Consider the following 23,200-nt stretch of genomic DNA (forward strand, 5'->3'; position numbering starts at 1 on the left):
TAGCGAGGCCTTTTATTTGGGCTTCAATCTCTTCAACTTTGTGGCCTCATCCCTTGGGACATCCCAAACATGAATAACAACAACTCATGATCAGGCTTGACCGCGACACCGACCTTGGCGATCCGCGGCATCGGGCACTGCTGCCCGACACCCTGCACCGCACTGAGAACTTGTGTCCGGGGCTGCTCCCACGCAGCCAGGGCCAGGGCAGCAATGCCCAACGCCCCCAACAGAAACAAACCTCGTGCAATTTCTAGCTTCATTACGTTAAACCCTTGATAGCGCTGCCAAACGCCGTCTCGTAAAAGTAGCTCAGTTTCTGCCAGTCGGCGGAGTTCCACGACGAATGGCGACGCAGCTGCAACATGTCATGCCGGGCCGCCCGCAACGCGGTCATACGTTGCCGACACTTCTCGAAATCCAGCAGCGCCACTTCAACATTCGCCGAGTCGCCCTCGCCCGTCACCCGCACGAAGATATGCTTGATATACAGGCAACCATGCTGCCAGCGACCTTTGTGCATGCGCGCCAACGTGCCAGCGAGTTCCTTGAGCAGGCGCTCATGTACCCCCTCGCCATACTGCTCACGACCACCGGCGGCGTACCAGTTTTCGATCTCGTCGAAACCGTCCAGCGACGCCGTCACCAACAATGCTTTCCATTGATGCTCAGGGTCGCGGCGGGCTTCACAGAACACCAGTTCTGGTACCCGTACATCCAGCAGGCGCAAGCCCTTGAGGGCATCACGCTCGCGCAACACGGTGGGGCGTCCAAAAGGATGGAGCCAACTGCGGTAAATATGCCCCGTCTGGCGCTTGCAGTAGAGCAAACGACCATTGGTGCCCGTCACCCGTTGCACGCCACTTTCACCGCCGCGACGACGATTGGGTTCCTCGACCCACTCGCCCTTCTGGCGCCAGAAATAATCAAATCGCTCCTCGGGAGCTACTTCACTACCTGCTACAGACTCAACAACCATCCTGTTACCTCTTGCGCAATACATACACTCGCCACATGGCGTAGAGCGGTATGAAGTCCAGGAATTCCTGAACACGGAAACCGGCCTGTTCAAACTCTGCCTCAACAGTAGCAGCCGGTAACACGAACCGATTTTGGTAACCTTCCTGCTCACCTTTTTTACGACGCCGCACTTCGGCACGCTTGCGTTTCCACGCCTTGAAATTGCCATCTACCCACAGCGAGATAATCACGCTATCGCGGGTAACACGCTGAAACTCGCGCAGTATTGTCAGCCTGTGCTCTGGGTCACCAATGTGGTGCATCAAGCGCATGCAGAAAATACTGTCGACTGCGTTGTCTGGCAAATCAATATCAAAGGCAGACGTCTGCAAAGGTCGTACCCGTTTCACCACGTCCGCCGGCTGGGCGACCGTGGCGATCTTCAACATCGATTCGGAATTGTCCGCCCCGATGATCACCCGATTGGGCTTTTCGGCCAACAGCGGCCAGAACCGCCCGGCACCGCACGGCAGGTCCAATACCAGGCCTGGCTCGCCGGCCAGGGCTAACGCACCGCGGGCCAATTGCTCGTCGCGTTTGTGGGACAACCGGCGAGCCAGATTGTCCTGATGCTTGAGCAAATAATTTTGCGCGTGCTTATCGTCGTACTTTTCGGAAAATTCGAGCTTGATCGGAGTAGGCATCAACGGGTCTCCAGTTGCTGATGCCTACAACCTTAAGCAGCAATCTGTGATCAACAAGTCAACTCTTTGTGAAAAACTTGTCCTGTCGAATCCTATACATTACAAAACTTTGCAGACACAAGTCATGGCGCGGTGCCATCTTCGCCGAAAAGCAGGGAGTCTGCCGCAGAGTAGCGCCAGGGCAGGCATCAGGCGTTGACCTGACTCAACTCAACATGAAAGCGGCAGCCATTGGGTTCCATGGTACTGAGGCTGACGCTCCAGCCCTGGTTCTCGCAGATACGTTGAACCAGCGACAAACCCAGGCCCAGGCCTTCGCCGCGCTTTTCACTGCCGCGCACAAACGGCTCGAACATGGCCTCGCGCTTGTCCTCGGGAATGCCCACGCCGGAGTCTTCCACCACAAAGCCGCTCGGCTCCAGGGTCAGGCGGATAAAGCCATGCTCGGTGTAATGCAGTGCATTGCGTAGCAGGTTGCCCATTACTGCATGCAGGAAGGTCGCGTTGTAGCGGGTATCCAACGGCGCGCCGGGCTGATAGATCAGCTCCAGCCCCTTGCGTTCGATCGGCTCGCGCCAGATCCCCAACAGAGCATCCGCCACCTGCGCCAGGTTGGCCTGGGGTGACATGCCGGCCTCTTCGCGCTGGGCACGGGCCAGCATCAGGAAGGTTTGCACCAGTTCGCGCATTTCCTCGCAGGCCCGCGCGATGCGTTCGACCTGGTTGCGACCGCGCTGATCGATCGCCGGGTTTTCCAGCAACAGTTCGCAGGAACTGGCGAGCACCATCAGTGGGGTGCGCAACTCGTGGCTCACGTCACTGGTGAACAGTTGCTCGCGGGACAACGCCTGGCGCAGGCGGCCCAGCGTCGCATCGAAGGCCACCGCCAGCTCTCCGACTTCATCGGCGGCGTAGTCCGGCGCCAAAGGCGGTGCCAGGCCCAGCAACTGGTCACGATGGCGAACCTGTCGGGCCAGGCGCACCACTGGCGCCATCACTTTGCGAGCCAGGACCCAGCCGAGGAATACCGCCAGCGCCAGGCTGAGTACGAAGCCCACCAGTACCACGGCAAACAGTACGCGTTCGCGCTCTTCGAAATCGCTCTGGTCTTGCAACAGGACATAGCGGCGCCCATCCACCACCTCGACCATGGCATGGTAGGACAGCGACTCGCGAAACACCTCGTGGAAACCCGGCTCCAGGTGACGCAGGTCTTTGGGCAGCTCAAAATCGCCAGGGCCGCCGCTGAAATAGAACAACTGGTCCGGTTCGGGACGATGGCCCCAGTCCTCGACGCTGTCCATCAGCAGCAGGCGCTGCAAGTCACCGCCCAGGCCGGCCGAGATGAGCTTTTCTTCTACCAGGTGCACGGTGGCGACGATGCCCATGGCAAACGCCCCCGCCACCAACGCACTCATCAAGGCAAAGGCAATGATGATCCGCTGGGCAAGGCTTTGCTTAAACTCCATCACGACCCTCGGCCAGGCGATAGCCCACACCGTGCACCGTTTGCAGCAACGGTTTGGCGAAAGGTTTGTCAATCACCTGACGCAGTTGATGGACATGGCTGCGCAAGCTGTCGCTGTCCGGGCAGTCATCGCCCCACAGGGCTTCTTCGAGAATTTCGCGGCGCAATACGTGGGGGCTTTTTTGCATCAGCACCGCCAGCAGCTTCAGGCCCACCGGGTTGAGTTTGAGCAGGCGCCCCTCGCGGGTGACTTCCAGGGTGTCCAGGTCGTAATTCAGATCGCCAACTTGTAAGGCACGGCGCCCACCGCCCTGGGCACGGCGCAGCACCGCTTCGATGCGTGCGGCCAATTCCGACAGCGCAAACGGTTTGAGCAGGTAGTCATCGGCACCAGACTTGAAGCCCTGCAGCCGGTCATCCAGTTGGTCGCGGGCGGTGAGCATGATCACCGGCGTGTCGCGTCGCGCATCTTCACGCAGGCGTTTGCACAGGGTGTAGCCATCAATGCCAGGCAGCATGATGTCGAGCACGATCAGGTCGTAATGTTCGGTGGCAGCCAGGTGCAGGCCCGACAAACCGTCCTGCGCACAGTCTACGGTGTAGCCCTTGAGCCCCAGGTAATCGGCCAGGTTGGCCAGAATATCGCGGTTGTCTTCAACCAGTAAAATTCGCATGGGCAGTGTCTCCGTACGCGGTAACGGCCGTGTTGGCTCGCGCAGCTTAAGGCCAAGTATGGCTCACGGCTAGGCCTGAAGGCCGCGCCGATTACTGTTTTCAACCGATTGCGGGACTTAACGAGTTTTTCACTATAGGTTCACAACCTGACTACAGTGTCAGCGCGAAGATCGCGCCCATCGAAAATAAGGAATGTTGACATGGGTTTTCCAAAAACGGCGCCAATGCGCTATTTGCTGTTGGTGACCGGTGCCTGGCTGGTTATTTTTCTACTGACCCGCATCCTGCTGTTGGTAACCCATCTGGACGAAGTCAGCGGTAACCTGCTGCCGGTATTCGGCGTGGGCCTGCTCTATGACCTTGGCTTCCTGGCCTATGCCGCCCTGCCCCTGGGCTTGTACCTGCTGCTGTGCCCGCCGGCTTTGTGGCGCCGCCGGGGCCATCGCTGGTTCTTGCAGGCGGTGCTGACCGTGAGCCTGTTCGCCATGCTTTTCACCAGCGTGGCCGAATGGTTGTTCTGGGACGAGTTCGGCGTGCGCTTCAATTTTATAGCCGTGGATTATTTGGTTTACTCCAAAGAGGTGCTGAATAACCTGTTGGAGTCTTATCCAATTGGCAAGCTGCTGAGTCTGTTGGCGGTGCTGGCGATCGTCTTGAGCCTGGCCTTGCGCAAACCGTTCAACGCGGCAATGAGTTCGCCAATGCCGGCGATGCGTAAACGCCTGCTCAACGCCCTTGGCTTGTTGGTAGTGGCCGGCCTGAGCCTGCAACTGATCAACCAGGACAGCCCACGCAGCCAGGGCGGCAACGCCTACAACAATGAACTGGCGAGCAACGGCCCCTATCAGTTCTTCGCCGCGTTCCGTAACAACGAACTGGACTACAACCAGTTCTACAAAAGCCTGCCAGCCGATGTCGTCGCCAAGCAACTGCGCGCCGAACTCAGCGAACCCAATGCACAGTTTATCGGCACCGACCCACTGGATATCCGTCGCACCATTACTAACCCGGGCACGTTGCGCAAACCCAATATCGTGCTGGTGACCATCGAAAGCTTCAGCGCCAAGTACATGGGCAGCAACGGCGACGCGGACAACCTCACACCCAACCTTGATGCGTTGCGCAAACAGAGCCTGTACTTCAATAACTTCTACGCCACCGGAACCCGTACCGACCGCGGCCTGGAAGCCATCACCCTGGCTATCCCGCCCACGCCTGGTCGCTCGATCGTCAAGCGCATTGGCCGGGAAAGCGGTTTCGGGAGCCTGGGCCAACACCTCAACGCCATCGGCTACGACAGCGTGTTCGTCTACGGCGGCCGTGGCTACTTCGACAACATGAACGCCTTTTTCAGTGGCAACGGTTACCGCGTGGTCGACCAGAGCAGCGTGCCCGAGGCGGAAATCAGCTTTAAAAACGCCTGGGGCATGGCCGACGAAGACCTTTATAAGCAGACGCTGAAACTGGCAGACGCCGACTACGCCAAGCAGCAACCGTTCCTGCTGCAGTTAATGACCACCTCCAACCACCGCCCGTACACCTACCCGGCAGGTCGTATTGATATCAAGTCCGGTGACGGTCGCAATGGCGCGGTGAAGTACACCGACTACGCCATCGGCCAGTTCCTGGAGGCGGCGCGCCAGAAGCCATGGTTCGACAACACGATCTTCATCTTCGTCGCCGACCACACGGCGGGCAGCGCGGGCAAGGAAGACCTGCCCATGGCCAACTACCAGATCCCGTTGTTTATCTACGCGCCCAAGCTGATCGATGCTGGCGAGAATGCGAAACTGGCGAGCCAGATCGACCTGGCGCCAACCCTGCTGGGTTTGCTGAACCTGAGCTACGAGTCGACGTTCTTTGGCCGCAACCTGCTGCAAGACAATCCATTGCCCCCACGTGTGGTGGTCGGCAACTACCAGTACCTGGGCTTGTTCGACGGTAACGACCTGGCGATTCTCAGCCCACGCCAGGGCCTGCGCCGCCATGACCAGGCGCTGGGCGACAGCCACGAAACCCGGGTTGGCAGTGATGACCCGTTGATCCAGCGAGCCATCACCTACTACCAGGGCGCCAGCTATGGCTACAAACAACAGTTGTTGAGCTGGAGGGCGCCCAAGGACGAGGTTCCCCAAGTGAGTGCACGCTAACCAAATTGCCCCGGCCAAGTCTGCCCGGGGCTTTTTTTAGAGTTCGAATTCGTCATGCAAGCAATCGTTGTTCGTCCGTTATCCAAACCCCTCAACTTCTGGCTGTGCCTCGCTGTGCCTGCCGTTCTGGCGGTGGCCATGCTGTTGCTGGAGCTTACGTCGCTGGACATGGACATAGCCAAGTTGTTCTACAACGCTTCGGAAGGCGGCTTTGTCGGCCGGCACAGTTTTTTTCTGGAGGACATTCTTCACGATCGTGCCAAGCAGATGGTGATTGTGTTTTCGGTGCTGGCGATCGCCGGGTTTGCCGGGGCATTTGTTATCGACCGGCTTAAACCCTATCGTCGGGAACTGGGGTGCCTGGTGCTGTCGCTCGCGTTGGCCACCTCGTTTGTTTCGCCGTTGAAGACGGTGACCGGGGTGCAATGCCCGTGGAGCGTCAAGGAGTTTGGCGGCCAGGAAACCTACAGCGAACTACTCAGTCCCAGGCCGCCGACTGACAAGCCGGGCCGTTGCTGGCCGGGCGGGCATGCGGCGACCGGGTTCGCCTTGTTTGCGTTGTTTTTTGCCCTGAGGGATCGCCGCCCGCGCATGGCACGCTGGGCATTTATATTTGCGCTGGGCCTGGGCACGGTGCTTTCGGTGAGCCGCACGATGCAAGGGGCGCACTTTCTTTCTCATAACGTGTGGACGGCGATTTTCAGTTGGGTGATTTGTTTGGGGGCGTATTACTTTTTGCTGTACCGGCCGCAGAGGGTTGCGGTTCGGGCGGGGCCACTTTTGAAAGGAACCCAAACGTAACCAAAAGGCTCAACGCCACCACTCGGGCGGCTTGAGTGTAGAAGCAAAATCAACAGCAAACACCGTCCACGGCAGGAGCTGGCTTGCCGGCGATGGCGTTAACTGGGTGTACCTGATACACCGAGTTGCCTGCATCGCCAGCAAGCCGGCTCCTACAGCTTTTGTCCTTGCTTCTTTCAGGATGCCGGTTTAGCCGCGACGGGCCTTCGCGGCGGCCCGCGGAACAATTTCGGAGCGCGGCGCCGACAGGCGGGGCAGCACGTTTTGGTTACTTTGCCGCCTTTTGCAAAGTGACACGCTGTAAAAGCGGAACCAATATCAGCCAGTACAAAAATAACGGATATATACACCAAAAATCGCAAGCCAAAAAAAGCCCCACCTGCATCACTGCAGGCGGGGCTTCTTTTTACAGGGGTAAGGCTGGCTTACATCATGCCGCCCATGCCGCCCATACCACCCATGTCTGGCATACCGCCGCCAGCTGGAGCGTCATCTTTGATCTCGGCGATCATAGCTTCAGTGGTGATCATCAGGCTGGCAATCGACGAAGCCGCTTGCAGAGCCGAACGAGTCACTTTAGCTGGGTCCAGGATGCCCATTTCGATCATGTCGCCGTATTCGCCGGTAGCAGCGTTGTAACCGAAGTTACCCGAACCCTGCTTGACCTTGTCGACAACTACGCTTGGCTCGTCGCCGGAGTTGGCAACGATCTGGCGCAGTGGTGCTTCAACAGCACGACGCAGCAGAGCGATACCGACGTCTTGGTCAGCGTTGTCGCCTTTGAGCTCGGAGATAGCCTGCAGGGCGCGAACCAGTGCCACGCCACCGCCAGGTACCACGCCTTCTTCAACGGCTGCACGGGTAGCGTGCAGGGCGTCTTCAACGCGGGCTTTCTTCTCTTTCATTTCAACTTCGGAACCAGCGCCAACCTTGATCACTGCAACGCCGCCGGACAGCTTGGCCAGGCGCTCTTGCAGTTTTTCACGGTCGTAGTCGGAAGTGGTATCAGCCACTTGGGCGCGGATCTGGGTAACACGTGCCTGGATGTCAGCTTCAACACCAGCACCGTCGATCACGGTGGTGTTTTCCTTGGTCACGGTGACGCGCTTGGCATTACCCAGGTGTTCCAGGGTAGCGCTTTCCAGGCTCAGGCCGATCTCTTCGGAGATAACGGTACCGCCAGTCAGAACAGCGATGTCCTGCAGCATGGCCTTGCGACGATCGCCGAAACCTGGTGCTTTAACGGCAACCACTTTCACGATACCGCGCATGTTGTTCACAACGAGAGTCGCCAGGGCTTCGCCTTCAACGTCTTCGGAAACGATCAGCAGTGGGCGACCGGCCTTGGCAACAGCTTCCAGAACTGGCAGCAGTTCACGGATGTTGGAGATCTTTTTGTCAACCAGCAGGATCAGCGGGCCGTCGAGCTCGGCGGTCATGGTGTCTGGCTTGTTGACGAAGTACGGGGACAGGTAGCCACGGTCGAACTGCATGCCTTCAACAACCGACAGTTCGTTTTCCAGGCCCGAGCCTTCTTCAACGGTGATCACGCCTTCTTTACCGACTTTTTCCATGGCTTCGGCAATGATGTCGCCGATGGAGCTGTCGGAGTTGGCCGAGATGGTGCCGACCTGAGCGATTGCCTTGGTGTCGGCGCATGGCTTGGACAGGGACTTCAGCTCTTTGACAATGGCGATGGTCGCCTTGTCGATGCCGCGTTTGAGGTCCATCGGGTTCATGCCGGCAGCGACGGCTTTCAGGCCTTCGTTGACGATCGACTGAGCCAGGACGGTGGCGGTGGTGGTGCCGTCGCCTGCGTCATCGTTGGCACGGGAGGCAACGTCTTTGACCAGTTGCGCGCCCATGTTTTCGAAGCGATCTTTCAGCTCGATTTCTTTGGCGACGGAAACGCCGTCCTTGGTGATGGTCGGAGCGCCGAAGCTCTTCTCGATGATCACGTTACGGCCTTTAGGGCCCAGGGTCGCTTTTACTGCGTCAGCCAGGACGTTGACACCGGCGAGCATTTTTTTACGGGCGGAATCGCCGAATTTAACTTCTTTAGCAGCCATGATCGATATTCCTTAAATACTTTGTAGTAACGGGAAGATGAGCGGGGAAATCAGCCTTCCAGAACAGCGAGAATCTCGTTCTCAGCCATTACCAGCAGGTCTTCGCCGTCGATTTTCACAGTGTTGCTGCCGGAGTAAGGGCCGAAAACAACCTTGTCACCCACTTTCACAGCCAGCGCACGTACTTCACCGTTTTCCAGGGTTTTGCCTGGGCCAGCAGCGAGAATCACACCGTGGTTGGCTTTTTCAGCAGCCGAACCTGGCAGAACGATGCCGCCAGCGGTTTTCTTTTCTTCTTCACTGCGACGGATGACGACGCGGTCATGCAGAGGACGAAGCTTGCTCATTGTCGATCTCTCCTAATTGTGTTTTTCATCGGCCGGTGTCAATTCCGGCAGGTTAAATTCCGGCGGTGCCGGTCGCGGTTCGCGGCGCGAAACGCGGAAGTCTGTCTGGTGTCGCCACCAGAAACCTTGCGGTGACCGTTACATAAGGGCGCATAAGCTTATTACAAGGGTGCAGGGATGAAATTTTTTGTGTCGGGTGCGTCTTTAAAAGCCACACGGCACCCGCAGGTGCCGTGCCAGTGAGCGGATTACTTGGGGTCGCGGTGTTCGAACTCGCCTTCGATCACATCACCTTCACGCCCCAGGGGCTGGCGCGGGGCCGGGCCACCACGGGGTTGCAGGTCGTCGGCAAAGGCGCGCTGGCGGATCGCCGCCTCTTCGGCGCGCTGGCGCATCTTGCCCGCCAACAGCTTGCGAGTGAATGGCAGCAACATTACCAGGCCCACTACGTCGCTGATAAAGCCCGGCAGGATCAATAAGCCACCGGCCAACGCCATCATCAGGCCTTCGAGCATGGTCTGGGCCGGCAGTTCGCCGCGATTCAGGCTTTCACGGGCACGCAGCGCCGTGGCCAGGCCGGCGACGCGCAGCACCAGAACGCCGAGCATCGAGCCGAGAATGATAAGCAGCAGCGCCGGGAAAAACCCTATTGCCCCACTGACTTGTACGAATACGAACAGCTCCAGCACTGGAAACAACAAAAAGAGCAACAAAAAAGGGCGCATCAAATGGTTCCTCAACGCAAGAATGCCTTGCTACTTCACCTTAGATGACGTCGCCGTTTCGTGAATTCAAGCTTCAGCGCCTGTTTTTTTCGGCCAGACCTCAGCGTGAGCCAGGAAAACCAAGGCTTCGCGTACTTGTGTCGGCGTGTTGCAAGGCTCGGCAAACGGCAGCCAATAAAGTGCCTGGCCAATGCGCAAGTGCATGCCTTCACTGTCGATACCGGCCAATTGCGCAGGCTCGGAGGTCGGCAAGCCGGCCAGTTCGACGTAGTGGGCGATGGCCTTGGTGTGGTCGCTGTTCATGTGCTCGATCATGCTCAGTTCGGCCTTGCCCGCGAACGGATTGGCCAGGGCCAGTTGGTCAACCCAGTGGATCGCGCCAAACCCGCCGATGTAACGGTGACGTACCGGCTTAAGCACCCAGAAGTCAAAATCATGGGCTTTGTGGTAGTTCGCCGAATCCGGGAAATAGCGGTAATAGCGTTCGGCGGCAGCTTCAATTGCCGCACTGTCTTCGAGTTTCTCGGCCTCGGCCAGGTAGGTCAGGCGCCCTACCGCTTGCACATCGTCGGCCTCACGCTCACCAACCAACAGGGAGCACTTGGGGTCCTTTTGCAAATTGTGGGTGTGCTGGGCGATGCGGCTGATCAGGATCAGCGGCCGGCCCTCGGCATCCAGGCAATACGGCACCACTGAGCCAAACGGGAAACCGGGCATGGCCTTGGACAGAGTGGCCAGTGCCCCCCGGTATTCCTTGAGCAGTAGTTCTCGGGCATTTTTGGCAACGTGCTCGCTCAACTTATGACTCCTTTGATAAATTTCGTCAAAAAACAAACCTGGATAGCCGCTTAATTCTGCCCACAGGACTTGCGAATGCATCTCAACGACAAAGTAATCATTATCACCGGCGGTTGCCAGGGTTTGGGCCGCTTCGCTGCCGAGTATTTTGCAAGCAAAGACGCACACTTGGCGCTGATGGCCCTCAATCAGGAAAAATCTCGACGAGGCGGTAGCCGCTTGCCAGGCCCATGGTGTGCAAGCCAGGGCCTATTTGTGCGACATGGCGAATGAGAGCAGGCGGCCCAAGCCGTCACAGATGGGGCAGACCGTGGAGTTGGACGGCGGGTTACACCTTTTGACGCCCCGGAGGGCTTTTTACAAGGTGGTTTTTTACCAGGTGGCTTTTTACCAGGTGACGCCGAACCCTGCGGTATAGCGGGTCTTGCTCAACGCACTTTCCGAGTCGCCACTAATAATGTCGCGCTCGGCCTTGAGGTTGAGGGAGGCCCACTCGGTGACTTTGTAGCGCAAGCCCATTTCTGCATCCAGGGAGTAGCTGGACGGGCCCGACAGCGGCTTGCCCAACTCGCCATTGGTGAAGAATTCAACGGTCTTGCCCACCAGGAAGCGGTTGTAGTTCCACTTCGCAGCCAGCGAGTAGAAATTGTCTTTGCCGCCGTCCTGGTATTCGTAATCGGTGCGGTTGACCAGCGAACCGAGGGAGAACGCGCCCAGTTCGTCATCCCAGAACTGATAGCCAGGGCCGGTACCCACGGTGCGTTGGCGGGACAGGTCTTCAACCTTGTCGCGCTTGTAGGTCAAGCGGCCCTGCCAGAACCAGTGTTCGGTGAGAAACCGGTCCAGGTCGTATTCCAACGCCCAGTTGTCAGTGGTGGTCACGTCATCCTGGAATTCGCGGTTGTATTCGCCCTCGGCGGTATGACGCCACTGGCCATGACGTGCGGTGGTCTTAAAGTCGATGTCGTAGTCGTTGGTGTCGTTTTCGGCGCGTTTGTAGTCCAGCGCCATATCGATATTACCCTTCCACACCAGGTCTTCGATCACGGGCTTGGGCTTGATGATCTGCTGGATGCTCGCCAGTTCGACGGTCTTGGGCGCCTCGCCGTTGGCCAGGATAACCTTGCCGTCGTCGGCCGCCTTCAGGGATTTGGCCTTTTCGCCGGAGTAGGCGTCCTGCTTGACCAGAAGCTCCTGGTCGCTTTCCAGGGTTTTGACCTGCTTCCAGTCCACCGGGATCGCACCCGCGTAGTCGGTCTGGATCAGCAGCTTGCCACCGTCGAAAACCTTGATTTTGCCGGTCAGGCGATCACCGTTCTTCAACCAGACGGTATCGGCGAGCAGCGGCGTGGAAGCGCTGAAAACAGCGAGGCACAGCAGGGTTCTGGACAACATAAGCGGATATGGGGCTCGAGTTTGGCGAAAAAACGGGCATTATCGGGTTGGATAACTTCTTAGCAAGGACTGACTCGGGTATTGGTATCGAGTTCCGTTCTCAGCGTTACATTTGCAGACATTTCCTACGAATAGACGGATATTTTCATCGGATATGCCCACCGTGACCGAAACATCCGACACCCCACAGACCCCGGCCGAAATGCGCCGCACCGTGCTGTACCTGACCCTTGCCCAAGTGCCCGAAGGCTGCGTGATCAGCTACGGGGAGCTGGCGCACCTCGCCGGTTTGGGTCGCGCCGCGCGCTGGGTAGGCCGCACCCTGAGCCAACTGCCCGATGGCACCAAACTGCCCTGGCATCGCGTGTTGGGTGCCGGTGGTCGGATAAGTCTGCCGGTGGGCAGTGCCTCGGGGGACGAGCAACGCGCGCGTTTGCGCGGCGAAGGCGTCACCATCCGAAACAATCGCGTTGATATTCAGCGCCATGGCTGGCGCCCGGTAGAGCACAGCGGTTAGAGTGCGCGCTTTATTTGCGTAATTCTGAGGCAGACTCCAGCCCATGCCCCGTAAAACCTGGCGCGCCGCGCTCGCCGCCTATGCCAGCCCCTCGACGTTAGTGCTGTTGCTGCTCGGCTTTGCTGCCGGCTTGCCTTATATGTTGGTGTTCTCGACGCTTTCGGTATGGTTGCGCGAGGCCGGTGTGGCCCGCGAAACCATCGGTTACGCGAGCCTGATCGGCCTGGCCTATGCCTTCAAGTGGGTCTGGTCACCCTTGCTCGACCAATGGCGCCTGCCACTGCTCGGCAAGCTCGGACGTCGTCGGTCCTGGTTGGTGCTGTCCCAGACGTTGGTGATCCTCGGATTGATCGGCATGGGCTTTTGCGATCCGCAAAAGCACCTTTCCTGGCTGATCGCCATCGCCGTAATTGTCGCCTTCGCTTCCGCCACCCAAGATATAGCCGTAGACGCCTACCGCCTGGAAATCGCCGATGACAGCCGCCAGGCTGCGCTGGCTGCCAGCTATATGTCCGGCTACCGGATCGCCGCGCTGCTGGCCACCGCTGGCGCGCTGTTTTTCGCGGAAGGCTTCGGCTCCACCGGTTTCAACTATAAGCACTCGGCATGGGCAGGCACGTATGTGCTGTTTGGGGTGCTGATGGTGCCTGCGCTGCTGACGACCCTGTTCATGCGCGAACCCAATGTGCCGCTGCGTACCCAACTGCAGGCCGGGCGCTACAGTTTTGCGCACCAGCTAATGTCGGTGTTCGTGCTGATCGTGCTGCTGGTGTCGGTACCGGCGATGTTTACCCAGCTGTACAACACGGATTTCGCCAGCGTGCTGTTCCATGGTGTCAGCCTGCTGGACTTGCTGCTGGAAGACCGCGCGTTCCTGCGGGCCATCCTCTATATCATCCTGACCACCCTGTGCCTGTCGACCATGGGCCGCCGGGGCCTGGCGCCGGTGCTCACGCCGGTCAACGACTTTATCCTGCGCTACCGCTGGCAGGCCTTCCTGCTGCTGGGGCTGATTGCTACCTACCGCATGTCGGACACGGTGATGGGCGTCATGGCCAACGTGTTCTATATCGACCAGGGTTTTACCAAGGACCAGATCGCCGGGGTCAGCAAGGTATTCGGCCTGATCATGACCTTGCTGGGTGCGGGCATGGGCGGCCTGCTGATCGTGCGTTTCGGGATCCTGCCGATCCTGTTTATCGGCGGCATTGCATCGGCCGGCACCAACCTGCTGTTCGTGATGCTCGCCGACATGGGCCCGGACCTGCAGATGCTGATCTTCACCATCTCCCTGGACAACTTCAGTTCGGGCATGGCGACCTCGGCGTTTGTTGCGTACCTGTCGAGCCTGACCAACCTGAAGTTCTCCGCCACTCAATATGCCTTGCTCAGTTCGATCATGCTGCTGCTGCCACGGCTGATCGGCGGGTATTCGGGGGTGATGGTCGAGAAGTTCGGTTACCACAACTTCTTCATGATCACCTGCCTGCTGGGTGTGCCGACGCTTATCCTGATCGCCTTGCACTGGTTTCAGGAAAGCCGGCGGATTCGCTTGAATCCTCCTGAGGAAAACGAATCACCGTAGGAGCTGGCTTGCCTGCGATTGCATCACCGCGGTGTAACTGACACACCGTGTTGCCTGCATCGCAGGCAAGCCAGCTCCCACAGAAGCCCCGCTCCAGCAACCAGATGCCTGTACGTCGGCAGCAAGCGCCCGTACAATCCCAAGTCATTTCAAGTCCAAGCAACCGACAACGGCCTACCATGCGCACCAGTCAATATTTGCTCGCCACACAGAAAGAAACGCCTTCCGACGCGGTCGTGATCAGCCACCAGCTGATGCTGCGCGCCGGCATGATCCGCAAACTGGCCTCGGGCCTGTACACCTGGCTGCCCATGGGCTTGAAGGTAATGCGCAAGGTCGAAGCCATCGTTCGTGAAGAAATGAACGCCGCCGGCTCTCTGGAAGTGTTGATGCCGAGCACCCAACCGGCCGAGCTGTGGCAGGAATCCGGGCGCTGGGAAGAGTACGGCCCTGAATTGCTGCGCTTCAAGGATCGTCATGGCCGCGACTTTTGCGCCGGCCCGACCCACGAAGAAGTGATCACCGACCTGATGCGCAACGAGTTGAGCAGCTATAAACAGCTGCCGCTGAACCTGTATCAGATCCAGACCAAGTTCCGTGATGAAATCCGTCCACGCTTCGGTTTGATGCGCGGCCGCGAATTCATCATGAAGGACGCCTACTCGTTCCACCCGGACCAGGCGTCCCTGCAGGTCACCTACGACCGCATGCACACCGCTTACTGCAACGTGTTCACCCGCCTGGGCCTGAAGTTCCGCCCGGTTGAAGCCGACAACGGCTCCATCGGCGGTGCCGGCTCCCACGAGTTCCACGTGCTGGCCGAATCCGGTGAAGACGACATCGCGTTCAGCAACGCTTCGGACTATGCGGCGAACATCGAGAAAGCCGAAGCCGTGCCACGGGAAACGTCCCGCCCGGCGCCAAGCGAAGAGCTGCGCCTGGTGGATACGCCTGAGACCAAGACCATCGCGGCCCTGGTGGAGAAATTCAATCTGCCGATTGAAAAGACCATCAAGACCCTGATCGTGCGTGCCGAGGAAGAAGGCAAGCTGATCGCCCTGGTGATCCGTGGTGACCACGAGCTCAACGAAATCAAGGCCGGCCAGCAGCCAGGCGTGGCCAACCCGCTGGTGATGGCCACCGACGCCGAACTGCGCGACGCCATTGGCGCCGGCGCCGGTTCCCTGGGCCCGCTGAACCTGCCGCTGCCGATCATCATCGACCGCTCGGTAGAGCTGATGAGCGACTTCGGTATCGGTGCCAACATCGATGACAAGCACTACTTTGGCGTGAACTGGGAGCGTGACCTGCCAGTTCCGACCGTGGCCGACCTGCGCAACGTGGTGGCAGGCGACCCGAGCCCGGACGGCAAGGGCACTCTGGAAATCAAGCGCGGCATCGAAGTCGGGCACATCTTCCAGCTGGGCAACAAGTACAGCAAGGCGATGAAGTGCGAAGTGCTGGGCGAGAACGGCAAGCCGATCACCCTCGAAATGGGCTGCTACGGCATTGGCGTATCCCGCGTGGTCGCGGCTGCCATCGAGCAGAACAACGACGAGAAAGGCATCATCTGGAGCGACGCCCTGGCGCCTTTCCAGGTCGCTTTGGTACCGCTGCGCTACGAAACCGAGCAAGTACGCGAAGCCACCGACAAGCTGTACGCCGAACTGACGGCTGCCGGCTTCGAAGTGTTGCTGGATGACCGAGACAAGAAAACCAGCCCGGGCATCAAATTCGCCGACATGGAACTGATTGGCATCCCGCACCGAATCGTGGTCAGTGACCGCGGCCTGGCCGATGGCAATCTGGAATACAAGAGCCGGACCGAAGCCGAAGCCCAACCGTTGCCGGTGGCTGACGTGCTGTCTTTCCTTCAGGCGCGTATTCGTCGCTGAAAACCAGATCAAGAGTCGTCATGTTCAAGCGAAACACCATAGCCCTGGGGGGCGCCACGTTATGTGGCGCCCTGCTGGTCAGCGGCTGCGCCAACCAAATGTCGCAACGCAGCGAGCACGAGGAACGTATCGAGCGCAAATTGCTCGATCACAGCCTGCAGATCGATGTGGGCGAGCCCAAGGTGCTGGAGCTGCCACAGCGTCGGGTTCGCATTCACGAGCAAAAGACCTTTGAGGTCACCGAATTCGAAGTCACCCGTCGCTACGACCGCTACACGCCTTACCAGCCTTGGCGCAAGCTCTATGAGATGCCCTTCGGCGCGGTCGCGCTGGTGGCGGGCGTGGGCGCCAACGTGGCGAATATCTTCGCCCTGGGCAACCTGCCTGCGAGCATGACCCGCGATTGGCTCAACTATGGCGTGGACGGGATCAACCCGTTCATGAACGTGCAATCCAACGGCCGCGCGCAACAGAACCTGGCGGGGATCGATGAAGTCCAGCGCGACAAGCGCGTGGAGTATTCGAGCCTGCCCTGGAGCGAACGTCCGGTGCAGGTAACCGCCGGCAAGCAAACCCATGAGCTGACCACCGACCGTAACGGCGTACTGCGCCTGAACCTGTTGGACAGCCCGTTTGCCGAGCAGGACCTGAACCGCATCAGCACCCTTAAGATCAGTGTCGAGGATGCCCAGGATGACGTGCATTCGGACTCATCCCTGGCTGTCAGCAGCACGCTGCGGGGCAAATTGCTCGAAGCTCATGGGTTGATCTACGACGACCTGGAAGATGACGAAGTCAACGAGTGGGTGCACCGGGTCAAGCGCCTGTCGGAGCTGGGCCTGGAAGAAGAAGCCAGCGAGCTGGAACAAAGCCTGATCGAACTGACCCGCAATGACCCGGAGTTGCAGCAGGAATTTGTGCAGGCATTGACCAAGGATGCCGGGCGCCTGGTGGCGGATCCCGAGGCACGCTAATTTCCCGTAGCAGCTGTCGAGCCCCAGCGAGGCTGCGTCGGCGTTTTACCTGATGCACCGCTGACGCAGCCTCGCTGGGGCTCGACAGCTGCTACGCGGATAACCTACCAGGACAGCTCAAGCTGTTCGTTGCCGTTGCTCAAATCCAGCAAACGTACCCCAATCCCCAACAATCGCACCGGCTTGGCGCCGCGATTAAACGCTTGGGTCAGCAACTGCCGGTAACTCTCCAGGTCCCGCCCTGCCCCGGCCTGCTCCAGCGTGGTTTGGGTAAAGTCGTGAAACTTTACTTTGACGAACGGCTTGCCCGCCCGATAGCTGCTGTCGATGCGCGCCATGCGCCCGGCCAGGGTTTCCATCAACTCAGGCAGTTTTTCCAGACAACTGGGCAAGTCCGGCAGGTCGACGTCGTAAGTGTTTTCGACGCTGATGGATTGCCGGCGGTTGTCGTTCTGCACCACCCGGTCATCGATCCCACGGGCAAGGCTCCAAAGCCTTTCGCCAAAGCTGCCAAATTCACGCACCAACGCCAGCTTGTTCCACTCCCGCAGTTGCAGGCAGTCCTCAATGCCCAGCCGCGTCAGTTTGTCGGCCGTCACCTTGCCTACGCCGTGGAGCTTTTTCACCGGCAGCGCCGAGACGAAGTCTTCGACTTGATCCGGAGTAATCACGAACAGCCCGTTGGGCTTTTTCCAGTCGCTGGCGATCTTGGCGAGAAACTTGTTCGGCGCCACGCCGGCGGAAACGGTGATGTGCAATTGGTTGGAAACGCGCCGGCGAATATCCTGGGCAATGCGCGTTGCACTGCCACCAAAATGCGGGCTGTCGGAAACGTCCAGGTAGGCTTCGTCCAGGGACAAGGGCTCGATCAAGTCGGTGTAGTCGCGAAAGATCGTCTGGATTTCCTTTGACGCTTCTTTATAGGCGTCCATGCGCGGCTTGACGATGGTCAGGTCCGGGCACAGCTTCAAGGCATGCCGGGACGACATGGCCGAACGCACGCCGTAGGCTCGCGCTTCATAGTTGCAGGTCGCGATCACACCACGACGGTCTGCCGAGCCGCCAACCGCCAAGGGCTTTTGCGCCAGGGTCGGGTCGTCGCGCATCTCGATGGCGGCGTAGAAGCAATCACAGTCAACGTGGATGATTTTGCGCTGCGTCATATATAAGGCAGTGGTTCTGGGCAGAAAATGAACAGGCGGCAAGTATCTCACTCGCACCTGTATATAGCACCAGTAGTTTGATTCTTCCGTCTAAGCGGTAGGAAAATTCGTAGATGAATTCATTTTCTCAATCGAAACCCACCCCCCAATAGAGCTGAAAGCCTCGGCCAGACTGGCCCCGAGCCGATCAACAGGCCACCTTTTTGAGCTAACCGATTGAACCACAAGCGCTTTTCTTTGAATCAACGGTTGACACACTCGCGTTCCTCTGTAGAATGCCGACACACAGACGCGGGATGGAGCAGTCTGGTAGCTCGTCGGGCTCATAACCCGAAGGTCGTCGGTTCAAATCCGGCTCCCGCAACCAAACATCAAAAAAGGCTACTCGAAAGAGTGGCCTTTTTTGTGCGCGTCTGTTTTAGCGCCCTTTTCGATTGTCTGACAAAAAACCTTTCCCAATCGCGCACTTACCGCACATGCGTGACAATCCGAGGCTAATTCACACTTATTTGACCCATCGTTCGATTAACGGTTGACACCCCGCCGTTGCTCTGTAGAATGCCGCCACACAGACGCGGGATGGAGCAGTCTGGTAGCTCGTCGGGCTCATAACCCGAAGGTCGTCGGTTCAAATCCGGCTCCCGCAACCAAACATCAAAAAAGGCTGCTCGAAAGAGTGGCCTTTTTTGTATCTGATGAAAAAGTCCTTTTGAAACAATGGCATGGCATCTTTCATGAAACCGTACACGGTTTGTAGAGTCCATCTCATTGCAAGCTATGCTAAGTCTTCAAGCACTGTCCTTCTACGACCAATGGGCGCTGTCGCTGCACTTCGCGATCCGCGTTAATATTTGTGATTATTTTGTCCATAGGGATTGGTAACTTGGCTGGATACCTCCATCCTGTCGCGCACAATCCACGAGGTGATTGATGCGCGCCAACTCGTCTGAACCACAAGACACTGTCACAGCGACACAACCGATCACTCCCACCCGATTGCGCTGGCTGGATCTGTTGAGCAAATATCGCCAACCCATCGGGCTGGGCGTCACGTTGTTGCTGTTCGCAATCGCCCTTATCGCCTGTCGCCACCTGCTGCTTGAGCTGGACCTGTACGCGCTCCACGATTCGATCCTGGAAGTGCCCAAGCCTGCCTTGCTGGGCGCGTTCGGCGCCGCCGTCGCCGGCTTTATCATCCTGTTGGGTTATGAATTTTCCGGCGCCCGCTATGCCGGCGTGAAACTGCCGGCCAAGACCCTGGCCTACGGCGGCTTTACGGCCTTTGCCATCGGCAACGCCATTGGCCTGTCGATGCTCTCGGGCGGCTCGGTTCGCTACCGTCTATATGCACGGTATGGCATCGGCGCCTCAGAAGTGGCGCGCATGACCGTGTTTGCCAGCCTCGCCCTGGGTTGCGCCCTGCCGCCGCTGGCTGCGCTGGCCACCTTGAGCAACCTGCCCGCCGCCTCCAGTGCACTGCATTTACCCGCGAGCCTGCTCGGCGGTATCGCAGGCGCGGTGCTGTTGTTGACGGTAGCGCTGTGCGTGGGCATCTACCGTCGCCGCCTGCCAGAGCAACCTTACCCGGACAACCTGCTGGTCAAGGCCGGGCGCCGCACGCTGCGCCTGCCGGGCCGCCGCCTGACCCTCCTGCAACTGATCATCACCGCCCTCGACGTCGCCGCTGCCGCCACCGTGCTGTACTTGCTGCTGCCCGAAGCGCCGCCCTTCGGCCCGTTCCTGCTGGTGTACCTGCTGGCCCTGGCCGCCGGCGTACTCAGCCATGTGCCGGGCGGCGTCGGGGTGTTCGAAGCGATCCTGCTGGCAGCCTTTGCCGACAAGCTCGGCGCCGCACCATTGGCCGCCGCATTGCTGCTGTACCGGATGATCTATGTGGTGCTGCCGCTGTTGATCGCCTGTGTGTTCCTGCTGGTCAATGAAGCCCAGCGCCTGTTCCATACGCAACAAAGCCTGCGCGCGGCCTCGGGCCTCGCAGCACCGATCCTGGCCGTACTGGTTTTTTGTCAGGCGTGGTCCTGCTGTTTTCCGGCGCAACCCCGGAAATCGACTCACGCCTGGAAAACATCGGCTTCCTGATTCCTCATCGCCTGATTGACGCTTCGCACTTTGGTGCCAGCCTGATCGGCGTGCTGTGCCTGCTCTTGGCCCAAGGCCTGCGTCGCCGGTTGTCCGCCGCGTGGATGCTGACCATGGTGCTGTTGCTGACCGGCGCCCTGCTCTCTCTGCTCAAGGGTTTCGACTGGGAAGAAGCCAGCCTGATGACCATGACCGCAGTGCTGCTGGCAATCTTTCGGCGCTCGTTCTATCGCGCCAGCCGCCTGACCGAACTGCCGTTCTCGCCGCTGTACCTGGTGGCCAGCGTGTGCGTGCTCGGTGCGTCGATCTGGCTGCTGCTGTTCGCCTACCAGGACGTGCCCTACAGCCATCAGCTGTGGTGGCAGTTCACCCTGGATGCCAACGCCCCGCGTGGCCTGCGTTCGCTGCTGGGCGCTGCCGTGGTGCTGGTGGTGGTGTCGCTGACTTGGTTGCTGCGCACGGCGCGCCCGATCATCCACTTGCCGACACCCGATGAGCTGGAACGCGCCACCAAGATCCTGATGAACTCGGCCCAACCCGATGGCGGCCTGGCACTGACCGGCGACAAAGCCCTGCTGTTTCATCCCAACGACGAAGCGTTCCTGATGTACGCGCGTCGCGGTCGCAGCCTGGTGGCCTTGTATGACCCGATCGGCCCGACCCTGCAACGGGCCGAGATGATCTGGCAGTTCCGCGACCTGTGCGACATCCACCACGCCCGCCCGGTGTTCTACCAGGTGCGCGCAGAGAACCTGCCGTACTACATGGACATCGGCCTGACCGCGATCAAACTGGGCGAAGAAGCCCGGGTGGACCTCAAACGCTTTGACCTGGAAGCCAAGGGCAAAGAGATGAAGGACCTGCGCTACACCTGGAACCGCGGGACTCGCGACGGCCTGTCCCTGGAGATCCACGAACCCGGCCAAGCCCCGATGGAGGAGCTGAAAGTCATCTCCGACGCCTGGCTGACCGGCAAGAACGTGCGGGAAAAAGGCTTCTCCCTGGGACGATTCAGCGACGACTACCTCAAGCACTTTCGCATAGCGATCATTCGCTTCGAAGGGCGCCCGGTAGCGTTTGCGAACCTGCTTGAGACCTACAGCCACGACCTGGCCAGTCTCGACCTGATGCGTGCGCACCCGGACGCGCCAAAACTGACCATGGAATTCATGATGGTCGGCCTGATTCAACATTATAAGAACCATGGCTACGCCCGCTTCAGCCTCGGCATGGTGCCGTTGTCGGGCCTGCAACCACGACGTGGCGCGCCGCTGACCCAACGCTTGGGCTCGATGGTGTTCCGCCGTGGCGAGCAACTGTATAACTTCCAAGGTTTGCGCCGCTTCAAAGACAAGTTCCAGCCTGACTGGGAACCCCGTTATATGGCCGTGCCCGCAGGACTTGATCCGCTGGTGGCACTGGCCGACACCGCCGCCCTGATTGCGGGCGGCTTGACTGGATTGGTGAAACGCTGATGATTCGACGCTCCTGGCGGTATGTATTGGCATTTTTGGTGGTACTGGCACTGATCCTCGGTGGCGGTTACTGGTACTGGAATCGCCCTGCACCGCAACCGACTCTGGAACAACTGCCACAGGCTGACGGCACGGTCCTGACCCGCGTTACCCCGGGCGCCGCACCCAAAGCCCGGGTGGCCGTGGCCGTACTGGCCGACGAAACCCTGACCGACAGCCAACTGATCGCCCTGAGCCAGGGCGGCGCAGCGCAGATCGTCCAAGTGGTCCTGCCCAAGGATGACTGCAAGCTGCAGGAACAAGCCCTGCAAACCGCCCTGGGCCAACTTGCCGGCCCGGCGACCCTGGTCAGCGGCATCGGCCCGGGTGCAGCCCTGGCGTGGCGCTGGCTGGCCGCACAGAACGACGACAAGGCCAATGCCATCTCCGTTGGCTTCGCGCTGGTGCAGCCTGGCTGCAACGACCCGCTGCCGAAAACCTCGGCCCACGGCAGTTGGCTGGTGGCCTGGAACGATAACCCTGACGACGATGCCGCCAGTTTCGTACGCGATACACCGCGCGCGACCACCAGCATCAGTGACTACGACGTTCACTACCCACAAGTGCTGAACAACGAACTGCGCAAGCAACTGGTGGGCTCGGACAACGGCGGCCTGGCAATCCCGGTGGTCGAAGTGCCCGCAGGCCAGGCCAAGGACACCGTCACCCTGTTCCTCTCCGGTGACGGCGGCTGGCGTGACCTGGACCGCGACGTGGCCGGTGAAATGGCCAAGATCGGCTACCCGGTGGTGGGCATAGACACCCTGCGCTACTACTGGCAGCACAAGACCCCGGAACAAAGCGCCAAGGACCTCGCCGAGCTGATGCAGCACTACCGGCAGAAGTGGGGTACCAAGCGTTTCGTGTTGACCGGTTACTCGTTCGGCGCCGACGTGTTGCCGGCGATCTACAACCGCCTGCCGGAAAGCGAGCAGCAGCGCGTAGACGCGATCATCCTGCTGGCCTTCGCCCGCACCGGCAGCTTCGAGATCGAAGTGGAAGGCTGGTTGGGCAACGCCGGTAAAGAAGCCGCTACCGGCCCGGAAATGGCCAAGCTGCCGGCCGACAAAGTGGTGTGCATCTACGGTGCCGAGGAAGTCGACGAGAGCGGCTGCACCGAGAAGACCGCCGTTGGCGAAGCCGTGAAGCTGCCTGGCGGCCATCACTTCGACGAGAACTACCCGGCGCTGGCCAAGCGCCTGGTAGACATCATCGAGAAGCGCCAGGGCAAGACCCCGGCCGAATAAGCGCCGACAAAAAAGCCCCCGCTGCCGCAAGGCACCGGGGGCTTTTTGTTGATTGCCCGTAGCAGCTGTCGAGCCCCGGCGAGGCTGCGTCGGCAGCACCACCGCTTCACGGTCAG

General features: G+C 59.5%; 18 protein-coding genes, 2 tRNA genes and 2 pseudogenes. 11 read left to right on the forward strand and 11 right to left on the reverse strand.

The features are described from left to right. Window positions 1-32: 32 nt before the first annotated feature. The 5 genes from RGV33_RS26125 to colR form a co-directional block, all read right to left on the reverse strand. Window positions 33-263, reverse strand: a complete 231-nt coding sequence (locus RGV33_RS26125; RefSeq protein ID WP_322147149.1) for a hypothetical protein — start codon at window positions 261-263, stop codon at window positions 33-35. Further along, entirely contained in the window at window positions 263-979 is a 717-nt protein-coding gene (locus RGV33_RS26130) for a lipopolysaccharide kinase InaA family protein (protein ID WP_322147151.1), read from the reverse strand. Before RGV33_RS26130 ends, RGV33_RS26125 begins: the two co-directional genes overlap by 1 nt. Before the next feature lie 4 nt (window positions 980-983). Next, entirely contained in the window at window positions 984-1,664 is a 681-nt protein-coding gene (locus RGV33_RS26135) for a class I SAM-dependent methyltransferase (RefSeq protein ID WP_322147152.1), read from the reverse strand. A 188-nt stretch (window positions 1,665-1,852) separates the two neighbouring features. Beyond that, entirely contained in the window at window positions 1,853-3,133 is a 1,281-nt protein-coding gene (locus tag RGV33_RS26140; RefSeq protein ID WP_322147153.1) for a HAMP domain-containing sensor histidine kinase, read from the reverse strand. After that, window positions 3,123-3,806, reverse strand: a complete 684-nt coding sequence (gene colR / locus RGV33_RS26145; protein ID WP_003208587.1) for a two-component system response regulator ColR — start codon at window positions 3,804-3,806, stop codon at window positions 3,123-3,125. The genes RGV33_RS26140 and colR overlap by 11 nt, the downstream gene beginning before the upstream one ends. A gap of 201 nt (window positions 3,807-4,007) precedes the next feature. Here colR and RGV33_RS26150 point away from each other — a divergent pair, with 201 nt between their 5' ends. Together RGV33_RS26150 and RGV33_RS26155 are read left to right on the forward strand one after the other, a co-directional pair. Beyond that, window positions 4,008-5,957 (forward strand): LTA synthase family protein, encoded by a 1,950-nt coding sequence (locus tag RGV33_RS26150; protein ID WP_322147154.1) that lies wholly within the window; start codon window positions 4,008-4,010, stop codon window positions 5,955-5,957. Window positions 5,958-6,011: 54 nt separating this feature from the next. Beyond that, window positions 6,012-6,758, forward strand: a complete 747-nt coding sequence (locus tag RGV33_RS26155; protein ID WP_322147155.1) for a phosphatase PAP2 family protein — start codon at window positions 6,012-6,014, stop codon at window positions 6,756-6,758. A 425-nt stretch (window positions 6,759-7,183) separates the two neighbouring features. Here RGV33_RS26155 and groL read toward each other — a convergent pair whose 3' ends face one another. The 4 genes from groL to RGV33_RS26175 form a co-directional block, all read right to left on the reverse strand. Beyond that, window positions 7,184-8,827 (reverse strand): chaperonin GroEL, encoded by a 1,644-nt coding sequence (gene groL / locus RGV33_RS26160; RefSeq protein ID WP_076015366.1) that lies wholly within the window; start codon window positions 8,825-8,827, stop codon window positions 7,184-7,186. A gap of 50 nt (window positions 8,828-8,877) precedes the next feature. Then, window positions 8,878-9,174 (reverse strand): co-chaperone GroES, encoded by a 297-nt coding sequence (locus RGV33_RS26165; RefSeq protein WP_003208599.1) that lies wholly within the window; start codon window positions 9,172-9,174, stop codon window positions 8,878-8,880. 248 nt (window positions 9,175-9,422) lie between these two features. Continuing rightward, window positions 9,423-9,899, reverse strand: coding sequence for an FxsA family protein (locus tag RGV33_RS26170; protein ID WP_008433587.1), 477 nt, complete (start codon window positions 9,897-9,899; stop codon window positions 9,423-9,425). A gap of 66 nt (window positions 9,900-9,965) precedes the next feature. Next, window positions 9,966-10,697: a HugZ family protein gene (locus RGV33_RS26175; RefSeq protein WP_322147157.1), complete on the reverse strand. Its 732-nt coding sequence runs from the start codon at window positions 10,695-10,697 to the stop codon at window positions 9,966-9,968. A 75-nt stretch (window positions 10,698-10,772) separates the two neighbouring features. Between RGV33_RS26175 and RGV33_RS26180 the strand changes: the two are divergent. Continuing rightward, window positions 10,773-10,977 (forward strand): annotated as a pseudogene (locus RGV33_RS26180) (SDR family NAD(P)-dependent oxidoreductase); the annotation flags it as partial. Window positions 10,978-11,084: 107 nt separating this feature from the next. On the opposite strand, the gene RGV33_RS26185 reads toward RGV33_RS26180, so the two are convergent. After that, window positions 11,085-12,092 (reverse strand): DUF481 domain-containing protein, encoded by a 1,008-nt coding sequence (locus RGV33_RS26185; RefSeq protein WP_322147159.1) that lies wholly within the window; start codon window positions 12,090-12,092, stop codon window positions 11,085-11,087. Between the two features lie 154 nt (window positions 12,093-12,246). Here RGV33_RS26185 and RGV33_RS26190 point away from each other — a divergent pair, with 154 nt between their 5' ends. The 4 genes from RGV33_RS26190 to RGV33_RS26205 all read left to right on the forward strand — a co-directional run bounded on the left by RGV33_RS26190 (window position 12,247) and on the right by RGV33_RS26205 (window position 17,063). Continuing rightward, on the forward strand, window positions 12,247-12,609 hold the full coding sequence (locus tag RGV33_RS26190) for an MGMT family protein (protein ID WP_322147160.1): 363 nt from the start codon (window positions 12,247-12,249) through the stop codon (window positions 12,607-12,609). 43 nt (window positions 12,610-12,652) lie between these two features. Then, window positions 12,653-14,194, forward strand: coding sequence for an AmpG family muropeptide MFS transporter (locus RGV33_RS26195; RefSeq protein ID WP_322147161.1), 1,542 nt, complete (start codon window positions 12,653-12,655; stop codon window positions 14,192-14,194). 179 nt (window positions 14,195-14,373) lie between these two features. Then, window positions 14,374-16,089 (forward strand): proline--tRNA ligase, encoded by a 1,716-nt coding sequence (locus RGV33_RS26200; protein ID WP_322147162.1) that lies wholly within the window; start codon window positions 14,374-14,376, stop codon window positions 16,087-16,089. A gap of 20 nt (window positions 16,090-16,109) precedes the next feature. Next, complete coding sequence (locus RGV33_RS26205) at window positions 16,110-17,063, forward strand: hypothetical protein (RefSeq protein WP_322147163.1); 954 nt, start codon at window positions 16,110-16,112, stop codon at window positions 17,061-17,063. A gap of 104 nt (window positions 17,064-17,167) precedes the next feature. On the opposite strand, the gene dinB is transcribed toward RGV33_RS26205, so the two are convergent. Beyond that, window positions 17,168-18,226, reverse strand: coding sequence for a DNA polymerase IV (gene dinB, locus RGV33_RS26210; RefSeq protein WP_322147164.1), 1,059 nt, complete (start codon window positions 18,224-18,226; stop codon window positions 17,168-17,170). Between the two features lie 290 nt (window positions 18,227-18,516). On the opposite strand from dinB, the gene RGV33_RS26215 reads away from it, so the two are divergent. The 4 genes and pseudogenes from RGV33_RS26215 to RGV33_RS26230 all read left to right on the forward strand — a co-directional run bounded on the left by RGV33_RS26215 (window position 18,517) and on the right by RGV33_RS26230 (window position 23,084). Continuing rightward, window positions 18,517-18,593, forward strand: a tRNA-Met gene (locus tag RGV33_RS26215). A gap of 206 nt (window positions 18,594-18,799) precedes the next feature. After that, window positions 18,800-18,876 (forward strand) — tRNA-Met (locus RGV33_RS26220). 280 nt (window positions 18,877-19,156) lie between these two features. Then, a pseudogene (gene mprF / locus RGV33_RS26225) lies at window positions 19,157-21,798 on the forward strand (bifunctional lysylphosphatidylglycerol flippase/synthetase MprF). Beyond that, entirely contained in the window at window positions 21,798-23,084 is a 1,287-nt protein-coding gene (locus RGV33_RS26230; protein ID WP_322147166.1) for a virulence factor family protein, read from the forward strand. The pseudogene mprF and the gene RGV33_RS26230 overlap by 1 nt, the downstream one beginning before the upstream one ends. Window positions 23,085-23,200: the final 116 nt, after the last annotated feature.

The sequence above is a fragment of the Pseudomonas sp. Bout1 genome (genome assembly GCF_034314165.1).
Classification (GTDB): domain Bacteria; phylum Pseudomonadota; class Gammaproteobacteria; order Pseudomonadales; family Pseudomonadaceae; genus Aquipseudomonas.